Source organism: Bacillus sp. CH140a_4T, assembly GCF_008923725.1.
Lineage (GTDB): Bacteria > Bacillota > Bacilli > Bacillales > Bacillaceae_G > Bacillus_A.
The window spans coordinates 579,850-605,094 of record NZ_WBPF01000021.1; the positions used below are offsets into that span (position 1 = coordinate 579,850).

Genomic DNA, 25,245 nt, shown 5'->3' on the forward strand with positions numbered 1-25,245 from the left:
GAGGTTTCTTTAATATGCAAACGTTATTGATCGAGTCGCTTTTTGATGATATATATATGCAAATTAAAAATAATATCCTAACTATTACATGTAATGACTTATACATCATTAAAGAACGTTTTTATACAAAATGTAATGAATACAAAGGCAACACTGATAATCTAACAGGTTTAACTGAGTTATTAGTGGCTATGTTCTTAAAAGCTTTTAAAGATGAATTAAATTTACCATATAATATTGAAAGTGATGTCCCAAAAATCGGATATAATCATAGAGAAAATAAAGTTGATTATGCCTTTTTATCATCGGATAATAAAATCAAGTATGGGGTATCGGTTAAAAGAGGAAACGATTCAATTACTTTAAAGGATCATGAAAAAAATACGGGAATTATAAATAAATTTAAATATAAAATTACTGTTGTTCAAGACCTATTTAGACTCGATAATATAAAAAAAGGTGCTCATGGACCCTTTAAATCTGTAACAATAATTTTTAAAGCTATTGAAAATTCAAATCATCTAAAAATTATAAACGATATTGTTTCAAACCATGATGAATATGAGCATAACTATATAGTTTTAGAAGATAATAATAAAATTTTGTTCCACGAATTAAAAGAAAAACTAGGAATTAATTATTAATATGTATTACCCGATGAATAATAATCTTCATCGGGTATATAAAGGAGTGTTGGGAACTTACCGCATTATTTATTATCCACAATACGGTAAGTGAAATTATTTAATAGACAATAAACGAATTGCTTGGTCATTAATGATTTTTCCATCCAGATAGATAGAAGCAACAATTAATTGAGAACCACGAAGTGCTTGTGTACTATCAGCGTAAACATGTTGTACTTCAATTCCCTTTTTAATCAAAGTTCCATATGCTTCACCCATATTAATTAAACCAATTGCTTTGTTTCCTGCTGCAACATCTGGCATAGCATCTGTAATCATTACTGGTAATCCAAGCATAGTGTAATATTTAGAACCACTACCATTTTTGAAATCCACAAGGTAGTATCGGTTTTCAGCATCTTTCAACTTTGAAACCTTATTCCAAGTATTACGATTCATAACAAACACTGCACCTTCGACTAGTTCTGGATTCATAGAGTTGAATAATCCTAAAATATCATCAGTAGTAATTGTACCTGCAACGGTTTCAATCACTGATTCTGGAGCCAATGTTGCAGTTAAGAAACCTTCCATTTGTCCAACACCATTTCCATTAACAATTGCTCGGTTAACTGAATAAGCAATACGACTTGATAGAACATTGATTGCATAACTCACAATATCAAAGCCAGCATCATTGATTAGGTGTTGAGATAATTCAATAGCTGATGTTAAACGCTTTTGTTCCAATTTTACTTTTGACATTGTGAAATCTGCTGGAGTTGCATTTTCCATTTCACCTAGCCATTGAGCTCCGCCAATACTTGTTTCTTTTAACACTTCAAGATGACCACTTTCACTTGGAAACTGTTTAGATAGTGCAAATAATGGAGCAACTTCTTCTAATTTCTTAATAATTTGATCGGAAATTGAAGTTGGAACTGTTAGTTGTCCTGGTGCCGTACTTGTTGTAATTGCACGAACTTCTTCAGAATATAAGTTACCTTTTAAAAATTCTTCAAAACCACGTTGTTCTATATTTGTATCGTTTGGACTTAATAATTCAACCATATTTCTAACCTCTTTCTTATCTATTTTTTTAAGTTGTATTTCAATATCTCGAATTTGATATTTTAATTGTTCATATTCGTGTTCTTCCGTAAGACCACGAGTTTCATAACTTTGTGATTGTTCGAGCAAGTCATTTCGCAATTCAATAAGAGCCTTGCGACTCATTTCATAAATATTTCTTACTATTTTCCTCTTAACCTCAGCAGGTACTTCAACCTCTTCAACAACATCAATTCCACGAGCAGAAATTGAAGATTGAGAATATGCGGGGTCTTTTACAACTGAAACTTCAAATAATTCAAGTTCATGGATTGTCCGTTCAAAATAACCTTGAGTAGTCTTTTTCCATGAATCTTTAATTGAGCGGAATCCAAATGACATGTTCTTTAAAATTCCTGACTTAATTAATTCATAATAATCTTTGCCCCAAGATGTAGGAGCAACCGTTGCAGACATATAGAGTCCATTTGCATCTTCTGACAATTGAAGTGAATTGTTGCGAGTTGAAGCCAAGATTTTGCTATTGTCGTGTTCAGCAAGAAAATGAATTTCTTTTGCTTTCTCAATTGCACGTTTAAAAGCACCGCATGAAACCTTTTCTTTAAACTGTTCGTTGCGTCCCAACATTTCACTAAATTGTTCAGTCATATTTACATAGCCATTAACGGTCATTGAGCCATCTTCATTTGCTTCAATGTTGGTCTGATTAACTCGTAGTTCCATTTTCATTTTTCGTATCACCTGCCATTTTATCTGATTTTTCAGTTTTATTTTCAGATAAATTTTCATCACCTATAACCGTACTTGTATTCGGTACGGTAAACTCATCTTTTTCAGCATCATACAATATATCACCTAATGACCACATAAAGTAATCTTTCTGAATTGGATTCTTATCTAACATCGCCCGAGCTTCATTAATACTTAATATTCCTTTTTCAAGAGCTTGTCCAATGGCTTCAGTTTGTTCTTTTGGCGTTCCTCGAAGAATCTCTGTAACATCAAAACGAAAATAGTAACCATCTTCTTTTTCACTTTCCAATAACAATGACTTATCCAATGCACTTTCAATTGCTGAAATGATCGGTGACAAAGTATATTGTAAGAAGTGTAGATTCTCAGCCGCGTTACTATTATACTTATTTAAATTTGAGTTAATCATAGATTCTGGAACACTGAACAATCTTGCAATTTCGCTTGTGGTCACTTTCTTTGAATCTGTTAATTGAAGTTCGTCTGGTTTTAATGAAATTGGTTTATAAGTTAAACCTTCTTCAAGAATAACTGTTCTACCAGCATTTCTTGCGCCTCCATATAATGACTCCCAACCTTTTCGCAGTCGTTTTACAGTAGTCTCAGACATTTTACTAGCAGTTTCAATAACACCTGTTGGAAGTGCAAAGTTTTCTAATAGACTTTTAGAGAATTCGACCTCATTCAACGCTAATTGTAATGTTCTTTCACCACTCTTTAGAACACCATTAGAGCCACTGTCAATTAACAGTAGATTTTCATATGGTAAAATCTTTACTCCACCAGCACCCATATATTGAACTTCAATTTTACTCCAAGTAACACCATCTGTTGTTAAATACTTAAACTGTACTTTATCAGCATCTAATCCATGTAAATGGAGCACTTTATTTCCTGCTCTTTCTACATAAGATAACGTCTTTCCATAAAGAATATAATCTTCAACCAATTTACGTTTAAATTGAACCGAATCTGCAAATTCGTTTGGTTCATTATTAAGTAACATTACACGCTTGTCATTTGGTACTTTTACTGTTTCACCATTTTGCTCTTTATACAAATAAATTGGTAATTGAGCAATAGAATTACATATTAATTCAAGCGATGTTTTAGCAGTTGGAATTGATTTTAATTGATCGGCATTAACAATTCCTCCACCCAATAACATTGTTAATGCTAACGCAGAACCATCCGCACTATATAAAGAACGTTCTTCCGTATCATTTTTCTTATAAAAATAATCAAGTAGTCCCATATTATTTCGAAGTTCACCACCCATTAAGAAATTTTTGATAGAATTGCTAAATATCTTTTAGCATCATGTTTAGTCCACTTATTTTGAAATAAAGCATTCTTTCCATAAGTGTTAAGATAATCACGAATATATTTTACATTGTTTTCTAATTCTTCTTTATCATTAAAGAAACGTTTGTCGCCTTGGATTAAAAAATTAATGCCCTCAAGTACTAACCATATTTGCATATTATCTATTCCTATTTCAGTGCCACTTTTACTAAAATCAAGCAAGACTTTCATATTAGTGCCTCTCCTTGCTTATTGATTCCCATAAATTATTGACACCGTTTTCTATACCATCTAAATTAATAGATTCAATAAACATGGTTTCATTAGCATTTTGAGCCAATGTAGCACGACTACTTGGAGTTAGTCCAAATTCACTTGCAATTGAGTAAAATGTTCTAAGTGATTGTCGACGCTCATTTAATGCAGGATTTGGCTTCTTTGTTGAACCTACTACAGTGTTAATAAACATACCAAGTTGCTTAATTTCTTTATCACATTCATCAACCATAGCTAATGCTTTAGCCATTTGATGTAAAGAGATAACATCTATACTTGATAATATTGAGTACATACCTGCATCTTTTAACCATTGTAAAATGAAGAAATAATATTTCCTTGTAATATTGTCCATTTCATATAATACAGATGGATTTTCAAGAGCTTCTTTACACCTTGACATAGCAAGTTCTTGTTCTTGTACCTGTTGCTTTTTTTCTTGCGTTAAACCTGATTTATTCCCTTGTCGGAGATGGATTGGAATATGTTTTCTTGGCATTTTGAACCTCCTTCTTAAGAATTTTTCTCTAAACTACTAGCCCAAAAGATAAGCTCTCTGAACGTTTGTGTGGACAAGTTATTCTAAGGACTACTCCCATTTTTTCTGGACTAATACGGGCGTATAGTTCTTAATCTCTCTTTAAAATATTTGTTATCACACGTTTTTCTTGAATATTTAATTCATTCTTCACGATATACTTAGTGACCAATACCAACAACACTCTATTATTCTTTAACTGGTCTATTTGTTTGTTTATTTGTTCAAGGAATTGTTTATCCTCTGTCTGTTCCTCAACATCATTGAGCAATTGTATCTGCATATCAATTAACTTTAATGTACTATTAGTATTCGTTAATAATATTTCATCTATTTGAGCCAATCGTTTATTTGTTGTATTGAGTAATTCATCAATAATCAATAACGTTACACCACCAATCTATTTGTTATGATTCACTATGTATTAGTAATAAAAAGATTGCCCCACTAACACAAATGTTTAATGGAGCTGTAAGAAGTACGTGACAGTAATTCAAGTAGCACTTGACCAGAGTGCTACTAAATTCATCCGAGAGTATGAAAATGAATTATGTATTGCTACTTATCAATGAAGTAGATAAGTAGCATTCGTGAATTTGCAAAACTATACCGATAATAATTGAAAATGTAATGGTCTTTTAGATGAATTAGACACTATGGCTTCAACATTAGAGTCCTGAGAAAGTTCGTATTTACCATTACATAATATATTGGAGAAATCTCTCCCTTCTGGTCAAAAAATCAGCAAATTTTTTCTAATTTATTTATCAAACGTTCAAGACGATAACGGTATGTTGTACGTCTTCCACTTACCTTTAAACATTCCACTAAATCACCTTTGTAATGTTCCTTTAACAAATCAATCATTTCAGTATCTTTTTCATCTAAGAAACCACTTTCAATATTCTTTTCAATAGCTTGTTCTAAATCTATGATTGGAATAGTTTCATTTGGATTTGTAATAGCACTTTTATCAGCTACGAGCCATTTAAAAATTTGTTGATGTCTATTTGTTGTAATATCTTCATTAGATTCAGTAGCATATTTTTTACTTGCTCTTTCACCAGTTCTTTTTTGTACTGTTTCAAATTTAGTATAAGAACGAACAATGCTTCCAATGTCTCCATACAATAATTCCTTAATTCTTCTATTAATCATTATTTGTTTCTTAGAACGTGTTGTATGCATTTCCGATAAATAATATTGTATTGTATTATAAATTCCTTCTACGAGTCCTCTAGTATCTTCATTTGGTAGTGTTTGATAACACCATAAATCCTCAAACGCCGCACCATCATTAATTAATTCATAATCACCTTTTAACAACTGATATACAGTATCTTCATATTTTAATAGTCGCTCCTTATTAATCAGAGCACTTGTCAATTCAAATTCAGCAGTAGTTTCTTCATCATCGCTTGAATATGATGGAAGACCTTGCTCATTCATTTCAACATCTTTCATTCTCTTTTCATCCAAGATGTTATATTCATTTTTCTTTGTTGTAAGATTTTCACTTTCAAGAATGTATCCCGCAAGAAAATCTAATATTTCATTAATTGTAGTTGTTGTTTTACTATCACTTGTTACCTTCTTTGCATTGAATGTATGAAAATGGTCATTAAGATTATATTTCTTTGTAATTCTTGATACTTCATCCATTCTTTTTTCAGTATTTCTTTCATAACTCAATTCCTTTTTAATATCTCTCATCACGTTTTTTAGCATTTTATTGGTCTCCTTTTATCTCTCTTTGTACAAAATAAAAGAGCCCGTTAATCTAACGAGCCCTTCATCATTTCTTCTAATAATTTAATTGTCGCTTTGCTATATTCATAAACATATATTGTTTCTCTTGGATACTCAAAACTTATAATCGGTTCAATACCAAACGAACCTAAATTCAAATAATACCTTGAATCATATAAATAAATTCTTCCATTTTTAATTTCCATACACCCATCCCTCTTTAAACAAATAACCACAACCATAAACACATAATCATAACCACATTTCTAGCATTTTCTATAACCCCATCACTTTTCATTTCCCAACACTCCTCATTAAATTAAATAGGTGCCATCATTTTTATGATCGCACCTATTTAACTAATTCCATATTCTCTTTTCATTTCATTCCAATATTTATAAATATAACTAATTGAAACAGCTTTAATATTAAGCTCTTTTAATTCCTCATTTAATTTGAACCAAACTTGTTGATGAGTATAACCTGAATTTTTTAACTCAAAAATGCGCTGTTTTTTGAATAATACCTCTTTTTGTTTTACAGTCATATATTTTTCCATAATTATCGCTCCTAATATTTGTATTTCACCATTTAGTAATACCCTACATTATATATGTCCACAAATAAGCAATTTGTAAACCATAATACTAATAGTTTTATTGATTTTAAACAAAATAAAAACTATCATCTTTTAATAGTCTTGACTTACAACCTATGCGGTTTGATTACATAGAATATATTTAATGATTGCCCCATGGTGTGTCTGAATTGATTTTAAGTATTCTTGCATATCCATATTGGAGCGTTTAGCATATGCAAACATATCTTCTTTAACATTATTATTATACCTATATGCAATAATTGGAACTCCTTTTTCATCTCTTTGAACATACACGATTTGCTTATCTAATAACTGTTCCTGTTTGTTTTCACCTTTAATTAATTTCATTTTGCGAGCATCTTTATTTTTGTCTTTTTTATGAAGAACTTGCCCGCCCTTATCAACGATACTTTTTTTATATTTTTCAGATTCTTCCTTACATAAATCAGCGTGTTCTTTACGAGAATAAGTATTTCTTAAACTTTGTACACCACTTTCCGTTTTAATGAGCCCATTATTTTCAATATGAATTATATTTAACTCTTTTAATTTATTGTTATAATTAATTATTGTTTTATTTGTCAGCCCTGTAACCGTTTCAAGTTGTTCAATTGATGGATAAGCAACTTTCTTCTTATTGTTATAAAATGAAGCTAAATCCGTATAATAAGCAAATAATTCTCGGTTCACTGCTCCTTTATAATTTCCGCTCATAATTGTTTGAATTTCTTTATAATACACTATTGTGAACGTTTCCTCTTTAACAGTAATAATAACCTTAAAAAGATCATTCACTTTACCCGGCATATTCTCAATATTAACCATGCCTTTTGCATTTAAAGCTTTTAAACCTTCAAACAAATCATCTTGTGTTTTTCTATTCGATTTCGTCAGTCCTGTTAAATTCGCTTCTAACACTGCAACTGATGTAATTATTTCATCATCATTTTTCGCACACATTAACAGAGCTGACATCGCTAATTTTTCTTTTGTTGATACAATTGAGCTTGGTAGTCTTATAAACTTCCCCATCTTTAATGTTCTCCTTTGATTTTAAATTTGATTGGATTTAATAATGTTTAAGCTTTTTGATTTTTGTATTGATTCACTACATATTTAATATGACCATCTTTGTCGTTAAAGAAAAATACAAATTTCCCCTCACAATGTTTATTTGGAGAAATTCCAATAAGTCCATAACCTTTTCTAATAAGATGTTCCATGAGATTTAAATTATAAACTATATAAGTATTTTTCAATTCCATAACCCCCATATATTTTTACTATTTAGTAATACCCTACATAATATATGTGTACTAGAAGCAGATTTGTAAACCAAAAAAATTAATATTTTTCATTTAAATTTATAATTTTTATCGTCCACTCCAATTACAATATGTTAAAAGACACTAGCACGAAAACTGACAAGTTTTCTGTGCTAAATATCGTATATATAGTTATTATTAGTATATATAGTTATCAGTGTAAAAATGGACAGTTTTCTGCACATTTTTTCCAAACATCTAGAATAAATGAACAGATTTTTGCTCAATTTTACACCATGATAATTTTTGAATACAAATGCCTCTACATTTAAAAATTCATGAAATATATTACAATTCATCAATATCTTTCATATAATTATTATGAGTCTAGACAAAAGGAGTGTTCCAAATGATAAATACTATTGAAGAAACTATTAAATTAGCTGGTTGGGGAAGACGTAAAGCAATGCGAAAACAAATCGAATTATTCGAAAAAGATTTGTTAGACGATGAAAAATTGCTTGGCGTTGCTACTTCAAAACCCAATCCAATTGAACAATTATACATAACCAATAAAAGAATAATCGCTCATAAAATCGAAGGAGTGTTTCAAAACAATAAAGTAGAAATCCCCTTACCTTCCATTAGTTCAGTGAATACCAATGTTAAAGGATTAAGTGTCGAAATTGTTATTGTGACATCAAACAATACAGCATCTGTTGAAAAAATACCTTTACATGTGGCACAAGAAATCAAAAAGTTACTTGATTCGTTGATATTGAAAAACCAAGCGAACTAACCCGCTTGGTTTTTCAATATTCCGATTATTATTAATTTAACTTCCGCATCATCGTCTTAACACAACATGACCACTATTCCAATCAAATTTTATTTTTTGCTTGTCTGATTGCAGAGTTTCCCACCCTCTATAAAATTTATCTATGTCTATTGAACCACGTGTTTTGTGTTCTGGTTTGCTAATTACATCCATTATATTTAATAACCACTGCTCAAATGGGACTCTTGGTCTAAGCTGCTGATAGTTACTCGCATACGAAAGAGTTATTGCCAATGTATGCTCTTCATCTTCTGTTAGTTTTCTGTCTAATAAAATATTTTCAATCATTTCAAAAACCTCCGTTTTTTATAAAATCTATATATATATAATTAATTAAATTAAAATTAATAATTAGAATATGTCTCTTCATTTAGTCATCAATTTATTTCTTTGTTTCATCTCTTTTTCCTGTTTACGCCGATCAAGATACTCACCCAACAAAATATTTGCGAATTCATCTAATTTATCATATTGCATATTTAATTCTTCTTTATATTGAAGAAGCGTTTTTGTATCACCATCTTGATAGTCCAAATATGTTATTACTGAATCTACCGCGGAGATTAGCAAGTGCATTGCCTGAAGTTCACCCCACTTTTTTCCGGCTCCCCCCATTTTCCCAAAATAAGGTTGTCCAGACATACCATCGAAGGTCTCTATTGTTTTCTTAAACTGTTCTTGCATTATCTTTCTGTGCTTTCTAACCATGTACTGTGTTTTCATCTCAATCACACTCCAAATTGTAAAATTTTGTATTTACCCTTCTTACAAAAGTTATTATATATAGAACATTTCAAAACGGAAACCAAATTCGAAAAAAACTTTTAAAAAATAAAAACTCGCTAGTTTTAGCGAGTTTTTGGTACATTATAAAAATTTATTTCTCATTTAACCTAGGATTAATAAGCCCACGCATTTCTGTTCTATAGAATTTATACTTATTGTATTTTTGTACAAATGGAGGTGGGGTATTTTCCACTACAATTATTTGTATATGTTCTGATAACTCAATTAAGAATTCATAAATTGCTTTATAACTTTCTGGATCTAGTGTATCTGCATTTTCACCTTCACTATTAGTCCCCATATATTTACTTAATGAATCTAATAGCAGAAATCCAGGGTGATTTTGTCTCTCTGGAAATTTACTTTTCCAGAGTAAGATTGCTCCTAAATAGGATAATTGTATACTCATCAACAGACCGCCACTATCATGTGAAAAAACACTTGCATTATTATACCATGGCATATACGATTGTTCATCAATATATGCTTTTTCTGCTGTCGCAGGATATTTAAATTTCTGTAATAATTCAATATATTTCTTATTCAAAAATTCTAATATTACTTCCTCATCTTCCACTTCATTCAGTAAGCTCTGCAAAGAGGCCTCTAGTACTCCAAGCTTCTTTTTATATTCCTCTTCCTCTATCTCAAGTTGTCTTATTTTCTTATGTACCCCTACTAACTCTTTATATGAATTTAATTTACTATCTAAATCGATTATAATTCGATTAATCACTTCAATTTCAGAAAAGTTTGGTATAGATATTTTTTGAGTATACTCTTCTAATGCAATAGATAGAACCTTTTCTCGGTCTTCAAAATTTGCATATTCCTTCTCTAAATCATTTATTTTTTCATTTACTAGGGCAATTGTATTATCTAAGATTTTTATTTTTCCCTCTAATTGTTTTCTCAATTGATCAGTAAGGTTATAATCGAATATATCTTCATCTTTATGTATAAGTTCAGAGTTACATAACGGACAATTTTTTATATGATTTTCAATCTTTACTAAATGCATAACTTCCACAGTAGCACTTAGTTGTTTTAATTCTTCCCGATAATGAGTCATTAACTCTTGCTTACTTGTTAAAGAAATGTTTAAATCTCTTTTCTGCCTAAGAATCTCTTTCTTTTTGTTAACCACTTCTAATGTTTCCTGTTTTAACTTTTCATACATTGATGACTGCTTTTTGTTAGCTTCTTTATATGCAGATACATATCCTTGTTTTTCGGATTTCTTATCTTCAATTTTAGAATTCAACTCATCTATATCTTCTTGTAGTTGGATAATATCTTCAGCATCCCTTACATCTAAATACTGTTGAAATGTATTAATATCTTTCTTACATTTTTCAATTAAATTTGTAGTATTAGCTATTTCCTCATTTATACTATTTGCATCTGGGTTTAACAAGTTATGTATTAATTCGAACGTCGGGGTATTCTTATAAGAAGTAAATTTATCATTATTCTTTAAAAAAACATTAGTTCCTATTTCTTGTTGTGGAATAAAAGCAAACCTCATAATGTCTCTAAAAGATAGGCGCTCAGTTGTTTTCTCATTTGACTTCGCCTTACTCTTAATCCTATTTATAATTGGAATATCTAATAATCCAAACAAAATATCCCCTAATTCGCCATAATCTATAACCTTTGGTAAATAAGATTTTCTTTCATCATAAGTAGAATAATACAAGTAAATTTTTGTATGATTTTTCTTTAGTGGTCTTAATATTGTAATTTGTTGGTTCGGCAATTCAATTTCTAAATAAACCTCATTGCAATATAAACCTAATTCTTCTTGTACATTAAAATTAAATTTGTCCCTCTTCCCTAAACAGTAATCTATTAACTTAAGAACTAAAGATTTCCCCGACCAACCATCTCCAGAAATAATCGTTAAAGATTCATCGAATGATATGGTTCTTTTATATTCATCTCCTTCAATAATTAATTTATTTATTTTTATTTTCTTGTTCATAAGATACCACCTTGCAATATAGATAAATTGGATTTATTATATTTCACTTGTAATTTTATTTTTTCCATCCTCGAAATTAAATGTTTGAAAAATACATTTTCCAAATTTTCTATTTTTTCAATACCAATTAAAGAAATTTTCACTTTAAAATTGTAATCAATCTTCTTTTTAGTTGGTATAAAAGATATTAATTCTAAGTTACTTGCTTTTAATATCAATAATCTAATTTTAGGTTCGTAATAATAATAATTATTTTCAACACTTGAATAGATATCCTTATTTTCTTGTTCAAAAACCTTTAAAATATGTTTGAAATTATCTGAAGTAGCAATACTTAAATAAAATGTCAATTCGTCTACAGATACACCGTTTCTCTTTTCACGGAATTCATACAATACACACAGCATATTGAACATATCTAATAGATTATTATTGTATAGAAAATCGATTGATAATGGTAATTTCCTTTCATTTCCTGTAAGTTCAGACATCCAATTCCCTCTTCTCTCCCCACCAAACATCTTCTTTTATATCATCAGCAAGTATATGCACAAATCCCTTATTTTCTGACTCTAGAGGTTTAATCTTATGCATTTGTTCTTCGTATCGTCCATAATTTACTGAATTCAATGCTGAATGTACTGAATCTATTAATATCTGACTCTCACCTTTTGGTAAGTATTCAGCTTTATATAGCTCTTTATACTTTATATCTACTATTCTTAAAAGAGATCTAATAAACCCTTCCTCATAATTATTTCTTCTCAAATACCTAAGATAAGATTCTGCCTGAAAGAAATAATCCTTACTTAACTCCAAAGTAAACTTATCAATTTCTTCAAGTTTTATCTTTTTACAAAATAAACTCCTATCTAATTCTTCTTTATCTTCCAATTCTAACTTCTCTAAAAAATGGCTATCCCCAGAGGAAGATGAATTATCTATTTCACCACTATCTTTTTTTTTACTTATTTCTTCCAACAGTTTACGAATTTCTATCACATGCTCTTCATCGGTTGTAGCCTCGTAACTTAACACCTCAACTCGATACCTACTATTTAAATCCTGTATAAGAGATTGTGATGGCTTATTTAAAATAAGATAATGTTTTGAATGATAATCCGTAACATAAGATTCAAAGAAATTTTTAATATATTCATCATCAAATGAAAAACCAATCATTAAAAAATGATAATTTGCATATAGCAAAGAGAAAAATCTTTCAAATTTATTATTTGAATATAAATCTTGGTATTTCTGATTGGTCATAACAATTGTTCCAGTATCATGGATGTCTCCATGTAAATGCCAAATTCTCTTTGTAAAACTCTGATCATTCAATTCTTCGGCACTAATAGTAGTAGAACATAAATTTTGAGCTATAAATCCTTTTTGGCCTAAGTAGGTTCGTAAAAGATCATCATAATTAGTAGTAACTACAGTGTTAAAATCTAGATTTGCTAAATCCACATAGTTATGAGATCGAGGAGCATCAAGTTGTATTCGCTTCTCTCTTATTATATTTTTAATTTCTTCTTGAATGTCCCTTTCTGTTAAAGAGTAGATATTCATTAAATATTGAAGGGCAAAATCATAATCACCTTTTTCAATTAATGCTACAACTGGCTTGTGAAAGCTTTCATCATCCTTAAATCGATTAGAAATCTCTTTAATCATTTGTCCCCATGTAGGAATTTTAAAAGGATATGATAAACCTGCACCAACAAATGGTATTAATTTTTTATCAGCATAAAGCCCTTGAAGGTCTTGTATTAATCTTTTTTGCTTCAACCCTTATTCTCCTCACAAATTCTTTTTTATGAATATTTTACCATGAAAAATGAGTTTATGAGGAGAATATTATCAAATGATGGAGGTTGAAAATATTTTTAATAATAATACAATTACAAAAATAAAAGTTTCACCAGATTACATGACATTTTTGAAAGGTTTCAAAAAAATTGCTTAAACGAAGCAGTTTCATTATAATGACTACATTCATATTCATACACGCATCCTATTGTATATTCGTTAGTTTTGCGAAATAATAAAGGATAGAAGTATGTACCAATATACATATAAACTTAATTACCGCTTTAATATGAATAGGAGGAAACATAATGACATTACAAGAACAGATTATGAAAGCATTACATGTTCAGCCTGTAATTGATCCGAAAGCAGAAATCCGTAAACGTGTAGATTTCTTAAAAGATTATGTAAAAAAAACAGGTGCAAAAGGATTTGTACTTGGCATTAGTGGCGGACAAGACTCTACATTAGCTGGACGTTTAGCTCAGCTTGCAGTGGAGGAAATTCGTAATGAAGGTGGTAACGCAACGTTTATCGCCGTGCGCCTTCCTTATAAAGTGCAAAAGGACGAAGATGATGCACAATTAGCATTACAATTTATTCAATCTGACCAATCTGTTGCATTTGATATAGCGTCAACAGTTGATACTTTCTCAAATCAATACGAAAACGTATTAGGTGAATCATTAACAGATTTCAATAAAGGTAACGTGAAAGCACGTATCCGTATGGTTACGCAGTACGCAATCGGTGGTCAACAAGGGCTACTTGTGATTGGAACTGATCACGCTGCAGAAGCTGTTACAGGATTCTTTACAAAATTCGGAGATGGTGGTGCAGACCTATTACCATTAACAGGATTAACGAAACGCCAAGGACGCGCTCTATTACAAGAATTAGGTGCAGACGAGCGACTATACTTAAAAATGCCAACAGCTGATTTATTAGATGAAAAACCAGGTCAAGCTGATGAAACAGAGTTAGGTATTACGTATGATCAACTTGATGACTATTTAGAAGGTAAGGCTGTTCCAGCTGACGTAGCAGAAAAAATTGAAAAACGTTACACAGTAAGTGAACATAAAAGACAAGTTCCAGCATCAATGTTTGATGATTGGTGGAAATAAAACATAAAAAAGAAGCTAATCTCATTAGCTTCTTTTTTATGTTTTAACGATACATCCCTACTCTTTTCTCTAGTAAATCCTGCAAACAATCTTCATGTTGTTGATTAAACAATGGTGGCATTTTATTTAGCGGGAAAAACTTCAAATCTAACGTTTCATCACCGTCTATTTTCTTCTCTCCCCCGGTAATTGAAAATGAAAAGAATATTAAAATTGACTGGGCTCTGTCTCCATTTGGGTAGGCTTGAAAATATTTTGTATACACCCCGATAAGCTCATTTATTTCTACATCATAACCTGTTTCTTCTTTTATTTCTCGAATCGCGGTTTCAGCGGCAGATTCTCCAATTTCCATTGCACCACCAGGAAATCCCCAAGCGTTAAAATCACCTCTTTTTTGCAGCAATACTTCTCCATGTTCATTCAACACACAACCACCCGCAAAGTTTATAAGAACACAGTCGTGCCCTATTTTTTCACGTAATTCTTTTATATAATTGGCCATCCTCTTCCCCTTTTCATACGTCTTCTATCATTATTTCTTATCTTTTTCAAGCAATTCAATAATTCGATCTAACTTCTTATTCATATTAATTTCATGTTGTTTTTTTGCAGTGCTATTTTGCAATAATCTTCTAAGGAACAAAGTAAATGATAGGAAAAACAAAACGATAAGTCCGATTACTAAACAAGTATATATCAATGTAAAAATATTACTTTCGAACAAATTCAATCAGATTCCACATCCTTCCTTTTTACATTTTATCACACAATTCTGTTTTTTAAAGTGATACATAATAAAAAGAGCACCTTTTACAGATGCTCTTTTTCATTGATTAATAGGTAAATGTAATTGTCGTTAATGAATAATCTGCCATCGCACTATAAGGTGCTACTTGATAAGATACACGCTTTGCACCTTTTGGCCAATTTATTTCATTTAACACTTTCTTTATATCTTGCATTGTTCCATCCATGGATTGCTTATATCGTACTTCTACCTTCTCTGGCTTAGAAGCGAATTGTTGCTGTAATTTTTTCTTAAATTCACTGTAATTCTCTGCCCCGTATTGTGCAGACAAATATTTTAAATTTGTTTCTTTTAACATTTGTTCATACGCAGCAGTCTTTGAACTACCCGCTTTTATTTTGTGTGTTAATTCATTAAAGTAACTTGTAGTTGCCGCTGGATATTTACTGCGATCCCAGTCGTGATCTTTACTTAATTGCTCATCAGACATATTAAAATATGAATATGTTACGCGCCCAGCTTTATCGGGTACTGGATCATCGAATGTCGTATCAATATGATACCATTTGTTTTCAATGTTCACTAAATTCCATGCGTGAGCTTGTCCATTTCCTGTACCTGTTACAATATGGTTTTGGATACCCGCTTCTTTTAGCAATTCATATGTTAATAACGTATATCCTTGGCAAACGGCAGAACGATTTGCTAATGCTTCATATGCTGTATACGCTTTATAAGACGTATCATACGATACATGTTTTACAACGTAATCATGAATAGCTTTTACTTTCTCATGCTCATCCATCCCAGGTTTTACAATTGAACCGATAATTGCTTTTGCCTGCGATTTTACATATTGTGTTTGCTCTTTTGATTCACGGTATTTCACTTGCAGTGTAAACGTATAGTTTCCTGGTAGCCCTTTAATAGAATATTTAGTAGAGGCTACATTATATTTTACATACTCATCTGCATCTACAATTTTATTAAACTCGCCATACAATTGATCCATAACATTTCTAGCATTTCTATCTTTCGTTTTATATGTAATTGTAATATTTTCTTCTCGATTATCAACCTGTTTTTTTAATTCTTTTCTGAAATCATTTAAAAGCTTTGTATCTGATTGTATTGTCGCTACAGTCGGATTCGTAGCTGCATAAGATACTGATGACACGTGTAAGCCTCCCATTACTATAGTTGAACAAAGCAGGGTAGCTGTCACATACTTACTTGTCTTTCCCATCTCGTCACTCCTTACATTCTATAACTATACGAAAAAAGTATCGTATAGTTTCAGAGTATACAATACTTTTTCGTATAGGTCATATGAGATTATGCATATTTAACATTGTAAAAAGGTTGCTCTTTTTACAAGAACAACCTTTTTCATTAACATGTTTGTAATACACAACATGCATTTTCAAAGCGTCGATTTTTCAAGTCTTCATTTCCAATGCAGAAATAAAGCATCCCTAAATCTCCCCACATCATATTACAATTTTTAGTATCTGAATCAATTTGGAATAAAAGCGTCATTTGCTGCGGGTCTATTTCCATATATTGTCCAGTTTCGTACAATACCTCATCTTGTACAGAGAATGGCTCACCAAACATTTGATGGTTATCGTAGTTGTCTGGAATTAACTCTTCAAGCAATTGTAAGAATCGATCTGAATCCGCCTCATCTTCAATGAAAAGCTCTGGCAATTTATATGTCAGTTCAAAAGTAGTGGCACACTGGTTATAATTCGCTTGCAATTCATCTGCTCTTCGTAATTGCTCTACAGGAACATCATAATAAAGTACACGTCCCGCTTCAGTTGGGTTCATATCTTCTTCAAAGTAATTTTCAATGCTGAAAAAATATAACATTCCTGTCTTAGGTAGATTGTGATCCATACCAACATTTTGTAAATCATTTAAATTAAATTGAGCGATAAATTGTAACGGATTTCCTTTGTTCGTTGGGTATTCAAATGCAGCTGGTAAATCAGGAACTCCTCCCATTTTCGAACTACCTATCGCAACTGCTTCCTCCTGCTTTGGCACAACTTTTACACAAGGAAATACTGTATGAATAAGTTCCTCTTTTAAATGTGTCAGCCCATATTTATCAATTAATACTTCAATTTGTTTATTCATAATTTCTCCTTACATTTACATACTTATTTATATCATCGCACAAAAATTATACTCCATTCTTTATAAAAACAACAAGCCTTCAAAAAAACGGGCTCTTCCTCCATACGCGAACAAGTTTAAAAAAGCATAGTATACATTGTTCCTACAAACACGATAGTTCATTATTTCTTCCAGTACATTTTCCCCTCGTTCATTTTTATTTTTAATTTAAGGAGGAATTCCACATGGGTTACGGATATAGTTGCTGTGGTTACGGATACGGTGGCGGTGGTGGCGGCGGTTGTGGTTATGGAGGTTTCGCTTTATTAATCGTTTTATTTATCCTTCTAATCATCATCGGAGCTAGCTGTTGGGGCGGCTTTGTAGGCTGCTAGTAAATTTAAAAACTATTGTAAAAAAGCACGTACAATACGTGCTTTTTTGCCATTTTCAAATCTTTTATGCGAAAGGAAGTATGATTGATGAAGATTGATGGTGTTTTTGAAGGGGGCGGTGTACGCGGAATTGCGCATGTAGGGGCAATTTGTGCGTTAGCTGAAAAAGGCTATGAATGGGAGCGTGTAGCTGGAACATCAGCTGGTTCCATTATCGCTGCGCTCCTAGCAGCAGGATATTCTTGCTCCGAGTTAAAAACGATTATAAATGATATTGATTATAATAAATTTATGAAGAAAACCTTTATTGACAGAATTCCATTTATCGGAAAAGGATTAAGCGCATGGACTACTCTTGGTATTTACTCTAATATTTTTATAGAAGAATGGATTGAAGAATTACTTCGAAAAAAAGGAGTTCACTTATTTACAGATTTACCTGATTTAAATAAGCTTAAAATTATCGCTTCTGATATAAGTAATGGTAAAATGGTTATCTTTCCTGATGACTTACCGAACTACGGATTTTTAAATTATCGTTTCTCTATTGCTAAAGCTGTAAGAATGAGTAGTACAATCCCCTTCTTCTTTGAACCGGTAAAATGGAGAACCCCTAAATGGAAGCAACCTTGTTATATGGTTGATGGAGGGATTTTAAGCAATTATCCAATTTGGATTTTCGACTCATCTACCTCTCCTCGCTGGCCAACTTTTGGATTTCATTTCGTAAAAGATGAGATTCAAGCTGACCCAGCCCACTATAACGAGCCTATCTCCATGTTCAAAGGACTTTTTAAAACAATGATGCAAGCCCATGATTTACGTCATTTAGATAAGGAATCAAAAGCAAGAACAATTACAATTCCAACAGGAGCCATTACTAGTACAAACTTCGACTTAACAAAGGAAGAAAAAGAGTGGCTATACAATTCTGGTTATAATGCCGCAAATAAGTTTTTACAATCGTGGAACTTTAGACAATATATTGATGACTATAGAAACGGACATCAGGACCGAAGAACAAATCGGTATTTCCGTCAACTTGACTCATAATACTATTACTTGACACTTTAAAAATAAATAAGCCTAATAACCTTATATGTTACTAGGCTTATTTAACTCCTATGTAGTCTCAATCTGACACGTTGCTTAAGGATACGTTAAACCTTCCGCTTCCTCTGCAGTAATAACTGTGTATCGAATTCCTGTTCGCAATCCCAAGAGTTCTGCTTTTTCAATTGCTTCCTGCTTCGTTTCCGCATAAGCAGCTAAATATTTTTCTCCATCGATAATTTGACAAATCACATATTGTTTCATTACTTTCTCCTCTTACTTTTTCATTAGTTGCGCAAGTTTTTTTATACCTATTTCAATTTCTTCTAATGTAGCGTATGAATATGATAGTCGCAAAAATTGCTTTGCACTTCTATCATATAAAGTACCTGAATTTAATAAAATCTTTTCTTTTAAGGCTTTGTCAAATAAGCTACGGTTTGAAACGGGTACATGCATATGTAACCAAATATAAAAACCACCTGCCGGTTTGTACCAAGTTGCTATATCACGACAATATTCCTCTAACATTTGCAACATAAAATCTCTACGTTTTTTCAACTTAGTTCTTACAAACTGTAAATGCTCATCATACAACCCATCTGCAAACCATTCCGCTGCAATTTGCTGGGATATAGAACTTGAACCATAATCTGTTTGCATTTTTATGTCTGCCAATCTTTGAATGACTGGCTCAGATCCAACAATCCATCCAATTCTTAATCCTGGACTAATGACTTTAGACATACTTCCAATATGTAGTACAATTCCATTTTTATCATATGCTTTTAAAGGCTTTGAAACAGGCTCATCAAACCATAAGTCTTGGTACACCGCGTCCTCTATAATCGGCAAACCAATTCCGTTACATATTTCCATCACTTCTATTCGTTTCTTCGCATTCATACTAAAGTTCGTCGGATTATGAAAAGACGGGATTGTATATAAAATAGATGTATTAAATTGCTTCTTATATTTCGGAATATATGATGCATGTATACCATTCTCATCCATTGGTATTCCAATTAAACGCATTCCTGCAGATTGAAAAACATTAAGCGAATATAAATAAGATGGTTTTTCTAATAAGATGGATGCCCCTTTTGGAAGAAGTCCCATAGAAATAAGTTGCAACGCTTGAATTGCTCCTGAAACAATTAATATAGCATCAGGAGTTACATATACACCATGTCCTTTTAAATAGTCCGCAATTTTCTTCCTTAAATAGAAACTTCCTTTCGGTTCTTCATAGCCAAGTGTCACCTTTGACGCTAAAAGCTTATTCATAATATCTTTCATCTTTTTTTCAGGTAAAAGACTTGGCGCAAGCTCACCTGTTCCTAAACGAATTACATGCGGATAAAATTCAGCTTGATTAATCTCTTGAATAGCAGGCAGATTCGGATAATGAAGTCCTGTTTCTACATAAGACTGCCAATTAGGCGGGGGTGCGTACGTTGAAGCATTCTCATTATTATTTACAACAATTGTTCCTTTCCTGCCGTTCCCTTCAATGTATCCCTTTGCCACTAGCTCATCGAAAGCCATTACAATTGTACTCCGGTTCACACCAAATGTGTGTGCCAAATCTCTTTGTGAAGGTAATTTCGTTCCAACAGTCCATTCTCCATTCACAATTCTTTCTTTTATATACGTTTCTATTTGTTTATACAGAGGAGTCTCTAGAGACATATTCGGTTTCCAAACGAACCTTTCCATCATATCACCTTATATTCTTTTTGGTTGGTAACCTCCCCCAACCATATGGATGGATACAAACTTTCATTTCTTCTATACAATATACACTATCATAATGAATTTAAATAGGAGGTAATATGATGAGTGAAGCAATTATTCATGGTATCATTCTTGCATTTGGTCTTATCATTCCACTCGGTGTCCAAAATGTTTTCGTCTTTAACCAAGGTGCGAGCCAACCAAACATTTGGAGGGCAGCGCCTGTCGTATTAACTGCTTCTCTATGTGACACGTTACTTATATTAATTGCGGTGCAAGGTGTCTCCCTTGTACTCCTTACTTTTTCTTGGCTAACTAACACGTTATATATAATTGGATTTTTCTTTCTCCTATATATGGGCTTTGTTATTTGGAGAAGTACCCCTTCCAATGATATAAAACAAGAAAACAGCATGCCATTAAAAAAGCAAATCCTTTTCGCTGCATCGGTTTCTTTATTAAATCCACATGCAATTTTAGATACAATTGGTGTAATCGGAACAAATTCTATTCAATACATAGGAAGTGAAAAATGGGCTTTCACACTTACAACTATTATCGTTTCTTGGATTTGGTTTATAAGCTTAGCTTTAGCGGGGAAATTTCTAAAAAGAATAGACTCAACTGGAAAGACAATCGTATTATTAAATAAATTTTCGGGTCTCATCATTTGGGGTGTCGCACTTTATATGTTAAAACAAGTTATTTATTCTTAATGAACGAAAGAGAATTGCATGTTACTGAAAACATCATGCAATTCTCTTACAAATTATGAAGTAGGTTCCGGTTTCTGTTTTACCGTCTTTGCATCTTTTGCTGGTTTAATCCAAATCATTGCTATAACAGCACCAATACCAGCGAAAATACTTGTTACATAAAACACTTCATGGTCAGCACCTTTCATGAAAAAAGAATATAGAGGTGGTCCAGCTGCTACACCGATAAACCGCATTGAACTATAAAATGACGTAACTGTCCCCCTTTGCTCCTTTTCAATTCCTTGTGTAATTAGGGCATCTAAACATGGGAGTGCCATACCAATTCCGATTCCCATAATAACGAGACAAAGAAGCAGTAAATAGATTCCTTTTATAAATAAAGGAATGATAACTGATGCAGCGGCCATTAAAAAACCAATATAAATACACTTCTTCATCATATTTTGATTATCTCCAATTTTTTTACCGGCCATATATGAACTAAGTGATAGTACAAGTAACGGGATAGCAAGTACACACCCTTTCCAAATACCATGAATGTCATACTTTGATTCCAGTTTAGTCGACAAATAAAAGAGAATTCCGAATAAAATAAGCATAATAATTGCACCTAATACAAAAATGGCAATCAACCATCTTCCCTTTTCTCGAAACGTAGAGAGAATAGATTTTATAAACTCTTTAAGTGGTGGTACTTCTCCTTCTTGTTTCTTTGCCTTTACTAGAACAAGTAATAAAACAATTGATACTACACATAAAACTGGAATCGCCCAAAATGGTAAGAACCATACAATGGCAGCAAGAGCAGATCCTAAAATAGGGCTCAGCACTTTTCCAAATGTATTGGATGTTTCAATGATTCCTAAACCTGTACTAACTTGTTTTTCATCTTTGTATAAATCACCAACACACGGTATAACAACTGGCATTGCACCAGCAGCACCAATACCTTGAATCGCTCTACCGATTAATATCCAAGTGTAGGGATTATCAACTTTCCAAGACACCCAACCAGTTATAGCTCCTCCTATAGCCGCAATCAGCAAACTCGGAACCATTACCATCTTTCGTCCCCACCTATCTGATAAATAACCAGCAATTGGTATAAGTAAAATGGCTACAATGGAATAGATTGTAATAATCATGGATACTTGAAACGATGAAATATGTAATTTCTTTTCGATAGTCGGTAGGATTGGAATGAGCATTGAATTCCCTAATGTCATAACAAGTGGAACTGATGCAAGCGCAATTAAACAACAGTTTTCTTTTTTTAACATGTTGGCTTCGGAACCCTTTCATCGTATATTTCTGACCATATAATAGCCCTGCTGGAACATAATTTTTCATTCCACCAGGGCTATTACATCTTTACTACTTCCCATTTGCAACAAAAGAAATTGGGGAAAATATAGTATTATTCCTATTCTTTGAATCCAGTTCGCAATATATCCATACCAATTAATTGAAAAAAAAAGAAAGGAAGAATCCTTCCTTTCTCCTATAACCTTCTACAATTAGCGAGTATATCCGCCACCAAGTTGTTGTTCTGCCATCGCTACTAGACGTTTTGTAATTTCACCGCCTACAGAACCGTTTGCACGTGAAGAAGTTTCAGCCCCAAGTTGTACACCAAACTCTTGTGCAATTTCATATTTCATTTGATCTAAAGCTGCTTGTGCTCCATGTGATGCTAATTGATTAGAATTACGATTTCTAGCCATTACCAATCACCTCCTTATTTATATATAAATTGTGTTAAATTTCAATTTAAATACATGGTAATTTTTGGTTATTTTTACTTTTTAAAAAAGAGTCTCTACAAGGAGAGACTCTTACATCTTTTTATATTAAGAAATTACTACTTCTAAATTTCTATTTGTTAATACTTTCATTTCTTCTTTTAATATATCTTTCGCATTATGTCCAAACCATTCAAGTGAAGCAAAATGGTCAGTTTCTCTCACTTCCTGAATAATCTCATCATAATTTACGATACCTTCAAATAATGGAACCATACCAATTCGACTTCCCGCTGCTGCATATACATTATTCGGTTCAAACACATGTAAATAATCTGCTGACGATATATTCTTAAAATGGTAATGTTGTATCCACGGTTTTAGTTGATGGAAACTGTCTATTGGATTTGCTCCCGACTCCCATATATGAAGAAAATCAAGGTTTATTTTCAAATTCGGATGATCTACTTCTCCTAATAATTCCAACGTAGAAGGCAATGTATCCGTTAACGTATTTGGATGTGTTTCTAAAAGTACATACATATTATGCTGAGCAAATACTTCACAAATGATGCGAATACGCTTCACATACTCTTTTCTCTCCTGTTCCGAGAAATCTTCGCTACCTTTTTGTCCAGCAAACGTACGAATTTTGTTCGTTTTAAACCAATTAGCTAGTATTACAAGTTGTTCACATTTCTCTATCGTTTTTTCAAAATCTACCGATAATGATATATCTAAGTAATCACTTATCATCGTGATTTCTAAGTTTTTATCCTTTAAACAATTCAATTCTCGTTCTGTCGTTTCATACTCTTGCATATACAAATTTTGTGCATGAGTCCCCCACAATTCAATTCCTTCAAAACCGTTTTCATATGCAAATTGAACAATATCAGTAAATGAAATTAATTGATGACGAAAGGAAATAGTACATAATGAATATTTCATAGGTTTGAACTCCCTTATCTTAAATTCAGTTAAGTTTTTAAAATGCTAAGACAGACTCGTTTGTTTTCATTTCTTTCCATGATAAAAACTGTCTCTCTAATTCAGCCTTTATTTGCAGTTCAATTGCATTCATTTCATCCAGCTTTTCAACAATTGATAATAACATATCTTTATTATTCGTCATCCCCATTTTAATGGCACGATACTGTACATTTGTAAATCCTTGTACAATATCCTCTACCCGATCACACCAATAATCAAACTCTTGCTCCGAATATTGCAACGTTTCACGGAAGTATGCAAAGGCATGTTCATAACTATATTTACGAATTGCAAGTACGGGTATTTGTTTCACTGCCGCTACAAGACCAGAAAGCGAATACCCTTCTTCTTCATTTGCCATTTTTATAATTAAATTTTTCAGCTCCATCGTCAGTTCATTGTCAGTTCTTTTGAAAGTTTCTATGAAATAACTCGCTACCATTTCTTTTGTTGGCTCCTGAATTCCTTCTACATCAATGAAATACCCTCCACCAAATGGGTTATCTTGAACAGAGTGAAGCACTTTTTCTCTTTCCATATTCCCTTCCCAGCGAAAATCAGGATCTAGCATGAACCATTCTTCTTCTTTCTCTGTCTTTGATATCATTAAATAATGCGGAAACGGTTTTTGATGAAATTTATTTTCCCTCTCTGGTAATAGAGACATATCCACCATTACAATGACATATCGATTTTCTGGCTTGTTTTCTACTAATTGTAAAAACGTTTCTACATTGCTATCTTTATCTTTTGCATGATCGTACCACTCGTTCACTTTCGTACCATACAACTTTTCATACCATAGTAAGTAATTATCATGGTTAATGTTTTCGGAGTGATACGAAATAATGCCACCTTCTGTTATATCGAAATCTCCATCCCATAATCCAAAATAAAAGGGACGAAAATCTATATCGCTACGCCTTTTTATAATTTCGCAAAAACAACTCACTAAACAGTGAACTTTAATTGAAGTCATACTCTCATCTACTTTCCTAAA

General features: G+C 32.1%; 31 protein-coding genes. 6 read left to right on the forward strand and 25 right to left on the reverse strand.

All coding sequences use genetic code 11. The features are described 5' to 3' along the window. Nucleotides 1–14: 14 nt before the first annotated feature. Nucleotides 15–644: a hypothetical protein gene (locus tag F8162_RS24740; protein WP_151630735.1), complete on the forward strand. Its 630-nt coding sequence runs from the start codon at nucleotides 15–17 to the stop codon at nucleotides 642–644. A gap of 96 nt (nucleotides 645–740) precedes the next feature. On the opposite strand, the gene F8162_RS24745 is transcribed toward F8162_RS24740, so the two are convergent. From F8162_RS24745 to F8162_RS28925, 10 genes are all read right to left on the reverse strand, one after another. Then, complete coding sequence (locus F8162_RS24745; protein ID WP_151630736.1) at nucleotides 741–2,426, reverse strand: phage major capsid protein; 1,686 nt, start codon at nucleotides 2,424–2,426, stop codon at nucleotides 741–743. Next, nucleotides 2,404–3,705 carry a phage portal protein gene (locus F8162_RS24750; RefSeq protein WP_151630737.1) on the reverse strand — a complete coding sequence of 434 codons (1,302 nt, stop codon included), beginning with the start codon at nucleotides 3,703–3,705 and terminating at the stop codon, nucleotides 2,404–2,406. Before F8162_RS24750 ends, F8162_RS24745 begins: the two co-directional genes overlap by 23 nt. A 23-nt stretch (nucleotides 3,706–3,728) precedes the next feature. Beyond that, complete coding sequence (locus tag F8162_RS24755) at nucleotides 3,729–3,986, reverse strand: hypothetical protein (RefSeq protein ID WP_063217750.1); 258 nt, start codon at nucleotides 3,984–3,986, stop codon at nucleotides 3,729–3,731. A gap of 1 nt (nucleotide 3,987) precedes the next feature. Then, on the reverse strand, nucleotides 3,988–4,530 hold the full coding sequence (locus F8162_RS24760; protein WP_151630738.1) for a P27 family phage terminase small subunit: 543 nt from the start codon (nucleotides 4,528–4,530) through the stop codon (nucleotides 3,988–3,990). Between the two features lie 130 nt (nucleotides 4,531–4,660). After that, nucleotides 4,661–4,951 carry a peptidase M23 gene (locus F8162_RS24765; protein ID WP_151630739.1) on the reverse strand — a complete coding sequence of 97 codons (291 nt, stop codon included), beginning with the start codon at nucleotides 4,949–4,951 and terminating at the stop codon, nucleotides 4,661–4,663. Between the two features lie 359 nt (nucleotides 4,952–5,310). Next, nucleotides 5,311–6,297 carry a short-chain dehydrogenase gene (locus F8162_RS24770; RefSeq protein ID WP_151630740.1) on the reverse strand — a complete coding sequence of 329 codons (987 nt, stop codon included), beginning with the start codon at nucleotides 6,295–6,297 and terminating at the stop codon, nucleotides 5,311–5,313. Between the two features lie 47 nt (nucleotides 6,298–6,344). Then, on the reverse strand, nucleotides 6,345–6,524 hold the full coding sequence (locus tag F8162_RS24775) for a hypothetical protein (protein WP_044783446.1): 180 nt from the start codon (nucleotides 6,522–6,524) through the stop codon (nucleotides 6,345–6,347). 149 nt (nucleotides 6,525–6,673) lie between these two features. Beyond that, nucleotides 6,674–6,877 (reverse strand): hypothetical protein, encoded by a 204-nt coding sequence (locus F8162_RS24780; RefSeq protein WP_044783447.1) that lies wholly within the window; start codon nucleotides 6,875–6,877, stop codon nucleotides 6,674–6,676. A 153-nt stretch (nucleotides 6,878–7,030) separates the two neighbouring features. Next, a complete protein-coding gene (locus F8162_RS24785) occupies nucleotides 7,031–7,951 on the reverse strand; it encodes a helix-turn-helix domain-containing protein (protein ID WP_151630741.1) in 921 nt (306 codons plus the stop codon). 47 nt (nucleotides 7,952–7,998) lie between these two features. Further along, complete coding sequence (locus tag F8162_RS28925; RefSeq protein WP_044783449.1) at nucleotides 7,999–8,178, reverse strand: hypothetical protein; 180 nt, start codon at nucleotides 8,176–8,178, stop codon at nucleotides 7,999–8,001. 415 nt (nucleotides 8,179–8,593) lie between these two features. Between F8162_RS28925 and F8162_RS24790 the strand changes: the two genes are divergently transcribed. Then, on the forward strand, nucleotides 8,594–8,983 hold the full coding sequence (locus F8162_RS24790) for a PH domain-containing protein (protein ID WP_151630742.1): 390 nt from the start codon (nucleotides 8,594–8,596) through the stop codon (nucleotides 8,981–8,983). 48 nt (nucleotides 8,984–9,031) lie between these two features. Here F8162_RS24790 and F8162_RS24795 read toward each other — a convergent pair whose 3' ends face one another. From F8162_RS24795 to F8162_RS24815, 5 genes are all read right to left on the reverse strand, one after another. Further along, entirely contained in the window at nucleotides 9,032–9,310 is a 279-nt protein-coding gene (locus F8162_RS24795; protein WP_044783451.1) for a hypothetical protein, read from the reverse strand. Nucleotides 9,311–9,388: 78 nt separating this feature from the next. Next, entirely contained in the window at nucleotides 9,389–9,745 is a 357-nt protein-coding gene (locus tag F8162_RS24800) for a hypothetical protein (RefSeq protein ID WP_151630743.1), read from the reverse strand. Nucleotides 9,746–9,899: 154 nt separating this feature from the next. Continuing rightward, nucleotides 9,900–11,792, reverse strand: coding sequence for a hypothetical protein (locus F8162_RS24805; RefSeq protein ID WP_044783453.1), 1,893 nt, complete (start codon nucleotides 11,790–11,792; stop codon nucleotides 9,900–9,902). Further along, complete coding sequence (locus F8162_RS24810) at nucleotides 11,789–12,283, reverse strand: hypothetical protein (protein ID WP_044783454.1); 495 nt, start codon at nucleotides 12,281–12,283, stop codon at nucleotides 11,789–11,791. The genes F8162_RS24805 and F8162_RS24810 overlap by 4 nt, the downstream gene beginning before the upstream one ends. Next, nucleotides 12,276–13,583 (reverse strand): ABC-three component system protein, encoded by a 1,308-nt coding sequence (locus F8162_RS24815; protein WP_044783455.1) that lies wholly within the window; start codon nucleotides 13,581–13,583, stop codon nucleotides 12,276–12,278. Before F8162_RS24815 ends, F8162_RS24810 begins: the two co-directional genes overlap by 8 nt. A 329-nt stretch (nucleotides 13,584–13,912) precedes the next feature. On the opposite strand from F8162_RS24815, the gene nadE reads away from it, so the two are divergent. Then, entirely contained in the window at nucleotides 13,913–14,731 is an 819-nt protein-coding gene (nadE, locus tag F8162_RS24820) for an ammonia-dependent NAD(+) synthetase (protein WP_151630744.1), read from the forward strand. Between the two features lie 43 nt (nucleotides 14,732–14,774). Here nadE and F8162_RS24825 read toward each other — a convergent pair whose 3' ends face one another. The 4 genes from F8162_RS24825 to F8162_RS24840 form a co-directional block, all read right to left on the reverse strand. After that, entirely contained in the window at nucleotides 14,775–15,236 is a 462-nt protein-coding gene (locus tag F8162_RS24825) for an NUDIX hydrolase (RefSeq protein ID WP_151630745.1), read from the reverse strand. A 30-nt stretch (nucleotides 15,237–15,266) separates the two neighbouring features. Next, a complete protein-coding gene (locus F8162_RS24830) occupies nucleotides 15,267–15,464 on the reverse strand; it encodes a DUF4083 domain-containing protein (RefSeq protein WP_151630746.1) in 198 nt (65 codons plus the stop codon). Nucleotides 15,465–15,567: 103 nt separating this feature from the next. Next, on the reverse strand, nucleotides 15,568–16,728 hold the full coding sequence (locus tag F8162_RS24835; protein WP_151630747.1) for a transglutaminase domain-containing protein: 1,161 nt from the start codon (nucleotides 16,726–16,728) through the stop codon (nucleotides 15,568–15,570). A gap of 146 nt (nucleotides 16,729–16,874) precedes the next feature. After that, the gene (locus F8162_RS24840) at nucleotides 16,875–17,627 is read right to left on the reverse strand and encodes a YwqG family protein (protein ID WP_151630748.1); all 753 of its coding nucleotides are present in this window, start codon (nucleotides 17,625–17,627) and stop codon (nucleotides 16,875–16,877) included. A gap of 224 nt (nucleotides 17,628–17,851) precedes the next feature. On the opposite strand from F8162_RS24840, the gene F8162_RS24845 reads away from it, so the two are divergent. Together F8162_RS24845 and F8162_RS24850 are read left to right on the forward strand one after the other, a co-directional pair. Next, nucleotides 17,852–18,001: a YjcZ family sporulation protein gene (locus tag F8162_RS24845; protein WP_133963893.1), complete on the forward strand. Its 150-nt coding sequence runs from the start codon at nucleotides 17,852–17,854 to the stop codon at nucleotides 17,999–18,001. A gap of 87 nt (nucleotides 18,002–18,088) precedes the next feature. Continuing rightward, nucleotides 18,089–19,054, forward strand: coding sequence for a patatin-like phospholipase family protein (locus tag F8162_RS24850; protein WP_151630749.1), 966 nt, complete (start codon nucleotides 18,089–18,091; stop codon nucleotides 19,052–19,054). 96 nt (nucleotides 19,055–19,150) lie between these two features. Here the strand turns inward: F8162_RS24850 and F8162_RS24855 are convergent, their stop codons facing one another. Continuing rightward, nucleotides 19,151–19,318, reverse strand: a complete 168-nt coding sequence (locus F8162_RS24855; RefSeq protein ID WP_151630750.1) for a DUF3933 family protein — start codon at nucleotides 19,316–19,318, stop codon at nucleotides 19,151–19,153. 12 nt (nucleotides 19,319–19,330) lie between these two features. Continuing rightward, nucleotides 19,331–20,773 carry a PLP-dependent aminotransferase family protein gene (locus F8162_RS24860; RefSeq protein ID WP_151630751.1) on the reverse strand — a complete coding sequence of 481 codons (1,443 nt, stop codon included), beginning with the start codon at nucleotides 20,771–20,773 and terminating at the stop codon, nucleotides 19,331–19,333. Between the two features lie 119 nt (nucleotides 20,774–20,892). Between F8162_RS24860 and F8162_RS24865 the strand changes: the two genes are divergently transcribed. Continuing rightward, nucleotides 20,893–21,507: a LysE/ArgO family amino acid transporter gene (locus tag F8162_RS24865; RefSeq protein ID WP_151630752.1), complete on the forward strand. Its 615-nt coding sequence runs from the start codon at nucleotides 20,893–20,895 to the stop codon at nucleotides 21,505–21,507. Nucleotides 21,508–21,560: 53 nt separating this feature from the next. Here F8162_RS24865 and F8162_RS24870 read toward each other — a convergent pair whose 3' ends face one another. From F8162_RS24870 to asbE, 4 genes are all read right to left on the reverse strand, one after another. Further along, entirely contained in the window at nucleotides 21,561–22,790 is a 1,230-nt protein-coding gene (locus F8162_RS24870) for an MFS transporter (protein WP_151630753.1), read from the reverse strand. A 237-nt stretch (nucleotides 22,791–23,027) separates the two neighbouring features. Beyond that, nucleotides 23,028–23,234: an alpha/beta-type small acid-soluble spore protein gene (locus tag F8162_RS24875; protein ID WP_000113546.1), complete on the reverse strand. Its 207-nt coding sequence runs from the start codon at nucleotides 23,232–23,234 to the stop codon at nucleotides 23,028–23,030. Nucleotides 23,235–23,360: 126 nt separating this feature from the next. After that, the gene (locus F8162_RS24880; RefSeq protein WP_151630754.1) at nucleotides 23,361–24,203 is read right to left on the reverse strand and encodes a sugar phosphate isomerase/epimerase family protein; all 843 of its coding nucleotides are present in this window, start codon (nucleotides 24,201–24,203) and stop codon (nucleotides 23,361–23,363) included. A gap of 37 nt (nucleotides 24,204–24,240) precedes the next feature. Next, a complete protein-coding gene (gene asbE, locus F8162_RS24885; RefSeq protein WP_151630755.1) occupies nucleotides 24,241–25,224 on the reverse strand; it encodes a petrobactin biosynthesis protein AsbE in 984 nt (327 codons plus the stop codon). Nucleotides 25,225–25,245: the final 21 nt, after the last annotated feature.

What these genes read in the sequence shown, in the direction of transcription:
- F8162_RS24740 (WP_151630735.1), top strand. Translation starts at nt 15, where the DNA reads ATGCAAACGTTATTGATCGAGTCGCTTTTTGATGATATATATATGCAA.
- F8162_RS24745 (WP_151630736.1), bottom strand. Translation starts at nt 2,426, where the DNA reads ATGAAAATGGAACTACGAGTTAATCAGACCAACATTGAAGCAAATGAA.
- F8162_RS24750 (WP_151630737.1), bottom strand. Translation starts at nt 3,705, where the DNA reads ATGGGACTACTTGATTATTTTTATAAGAAAAATGATACGGAAGAACGT.
- F8162_RS24755 (WP_063217750.1), bottom strand. Translation starts at nt 3,986, where the DNA reads ATGAAAGTCTTGCTTGATTTTAGTAAAAGTGGCACTGAAATAGGAATA.
- F8162_RS24760 (WP_151630738.1), bottom strand. Translation starts at nt 4,530, where the DNA reads ATGCCAAGAAAACATATTCCAATCCATCTCCGACAAGGGAATAAATCA.
- F8162_RS24770 (WP_151630740.1), bottom strand. Translation starts at nt 6,297, where the DNA reads ATGCTAAAAAACGTGATGAGAGATATTAAAAAGGAATTGAGTTATGAA.
- F8162_RS24775 (WP_044783446.1), bottom strand. Translation starts at nt 6,524, where the DNA reads ATGGAAATTAAAAATGGAAGAATTTATTTATATGATTCAAGGTATTAT.
- F8162_RS24780 (WP_044783447.1), bottom strand. Translation starts at nt 6,877, where the DNA reads ATGGAAAAATATATGACTGTAAAACAAAAAGAGGTATTATTCAAAAAA.
- F8162_RS24785 (WP_151630741.1), bottom strand. Translation starts at nt 7,951, where the DNA reads ATGGGGAAGTTTATAAGACTACCAAGCTCAATTGTATCAACAAAAGAA.
- F8162_RS24790 (WP_151630742.1), top strand. Translation starts at nt 8,594, where the DNA reads ATGATAAATACTATTGAAGAAACTATTAAATTAGCTGGTTGGGGAAGA.
- F8162_RS24795 (WP_044783451.1), bottom strand. Translation starts at nt 9,310, where the DNA reads ATGATTGAAAATATTTTATTAGACAGAAAACTAACAGAAGATGAAGAG.
- F8162_RS24800 (WP_151630743.1), bottom strand. Translation starts at nt 9,745, where the DNA reads ATGAAAACACAGTACATGGTTAGAAAGCACAGAAAGATAATGCAAGAA.
- F8162_RS24805 (WP_044783453.1), bottom strand. Translation starts at nt 11,792, where the DNA reads ATGAACAAGAAAATAAAAATAAATAAATTAATTATTGAAGGAGATGAA.
- F8162_RS24810 (WP_044783454.1), bottom strand. Translation starts at nt 12,283, where the DNA reads ATGTCTGAACTTACAGGAAATGAAAGGAAATTACCATTATCAATCGAT.
- nadE (WP_151630744.1), top strand. Translation starts at nt 13,913, where the DNA reads ATGACATTACAAGAACAGATTATGAAAGCATTACATGTTCAGCCTGTA.
- F8162_RS24825 (WP_151630745.1), bottom strand. Translation starts at nt 15,236, where the DNA reads ATGGCCAATTATATAAAAGAATTACGTGAAAAAATAGGGCACGACTGT.
- F8162_RS24835 (WP_151630747.1), bottom strand. Translation starts at nt 16,728, where the DNA reads ATGGGAAAGACAAGTAAGTATGTGACAGCTACCCTGCTTTGTTCAACT.
- F8162_RS24840 (WP_151630748.1), bottom strand. Translation starts at nt 17,627, where the DNA reads ATGAATAAACAAATTGAAGTATTAATTGATAAATATGGGCTGACACAT.
- F8162_RS24845 (WP_133963893.1), top strand. Translation starts at nt 17,852, where the DNA reads ATGGGTTACGGATATAGTTGCTGTGGTTACGGATACGGTGGCGGTGGT.
- F8162_RS24850 (WP_151630749.1), top strand. Translation starts at nt 18,089, where the DNA reads ATGAAGATTGATGGTGTTTTTGAAGGGGGCGGTGTACGCGGAATTGCG.
- F8162_RS24855 (WP_151630750.1), bottom strand. Translation starts at nt 19,318, where the DNA reads ATGAAACAATATGTGATTTGTCAAATTATCGATGGAGAAAAATATTTA.
- F8162_RS24860 (WP_151630751.1), bottom strand. Translation starts at nt 20,773, where the DNA reads ATGGAAAGGTTCGTTTGGAAACCGAATATGTCTCTAGAGACTCCTCTG.
- F8162_RS24865 (WP_151630752.1), top strand. Translation starts at nt 20,893, where the DNA reads ATGAGTGAAGCAATTATTCATGGTATCATTCTTGCATTTGGTCTTATC.
- F8162_RS24870 (WP_151630753.1), bottom strand. Translation starts at nt 22,790, where the DNA reads ATGTTAAAAAAAGAAAACTGTTGTTTAATTGCGCTTGCATCAGTTCCA.
- F8162_RS24875 (WP_000113546.1), bottom strand. Translation starts at nt 23,234, where the DNA reads ATGGCTAGAAATCGTAATTCTAATCAATTAGCATCACATGGAGCACAA.
- F8162_RS24880 (WP_151630754.1), bottom strand. Translation starts at nt 24,203, where the DNA reads ATGAAATATTCATTATGTACTATTTCCTTTCGTCATCAATTAATTTCA.
- asbE (WP_151630755.1), bottom strand. Translation starts at nt 25,224, where the DNA reads ATGACTTCAATTAAAGTTCACTGTTTAGTGAGTTGTTTTTGCGAAATT.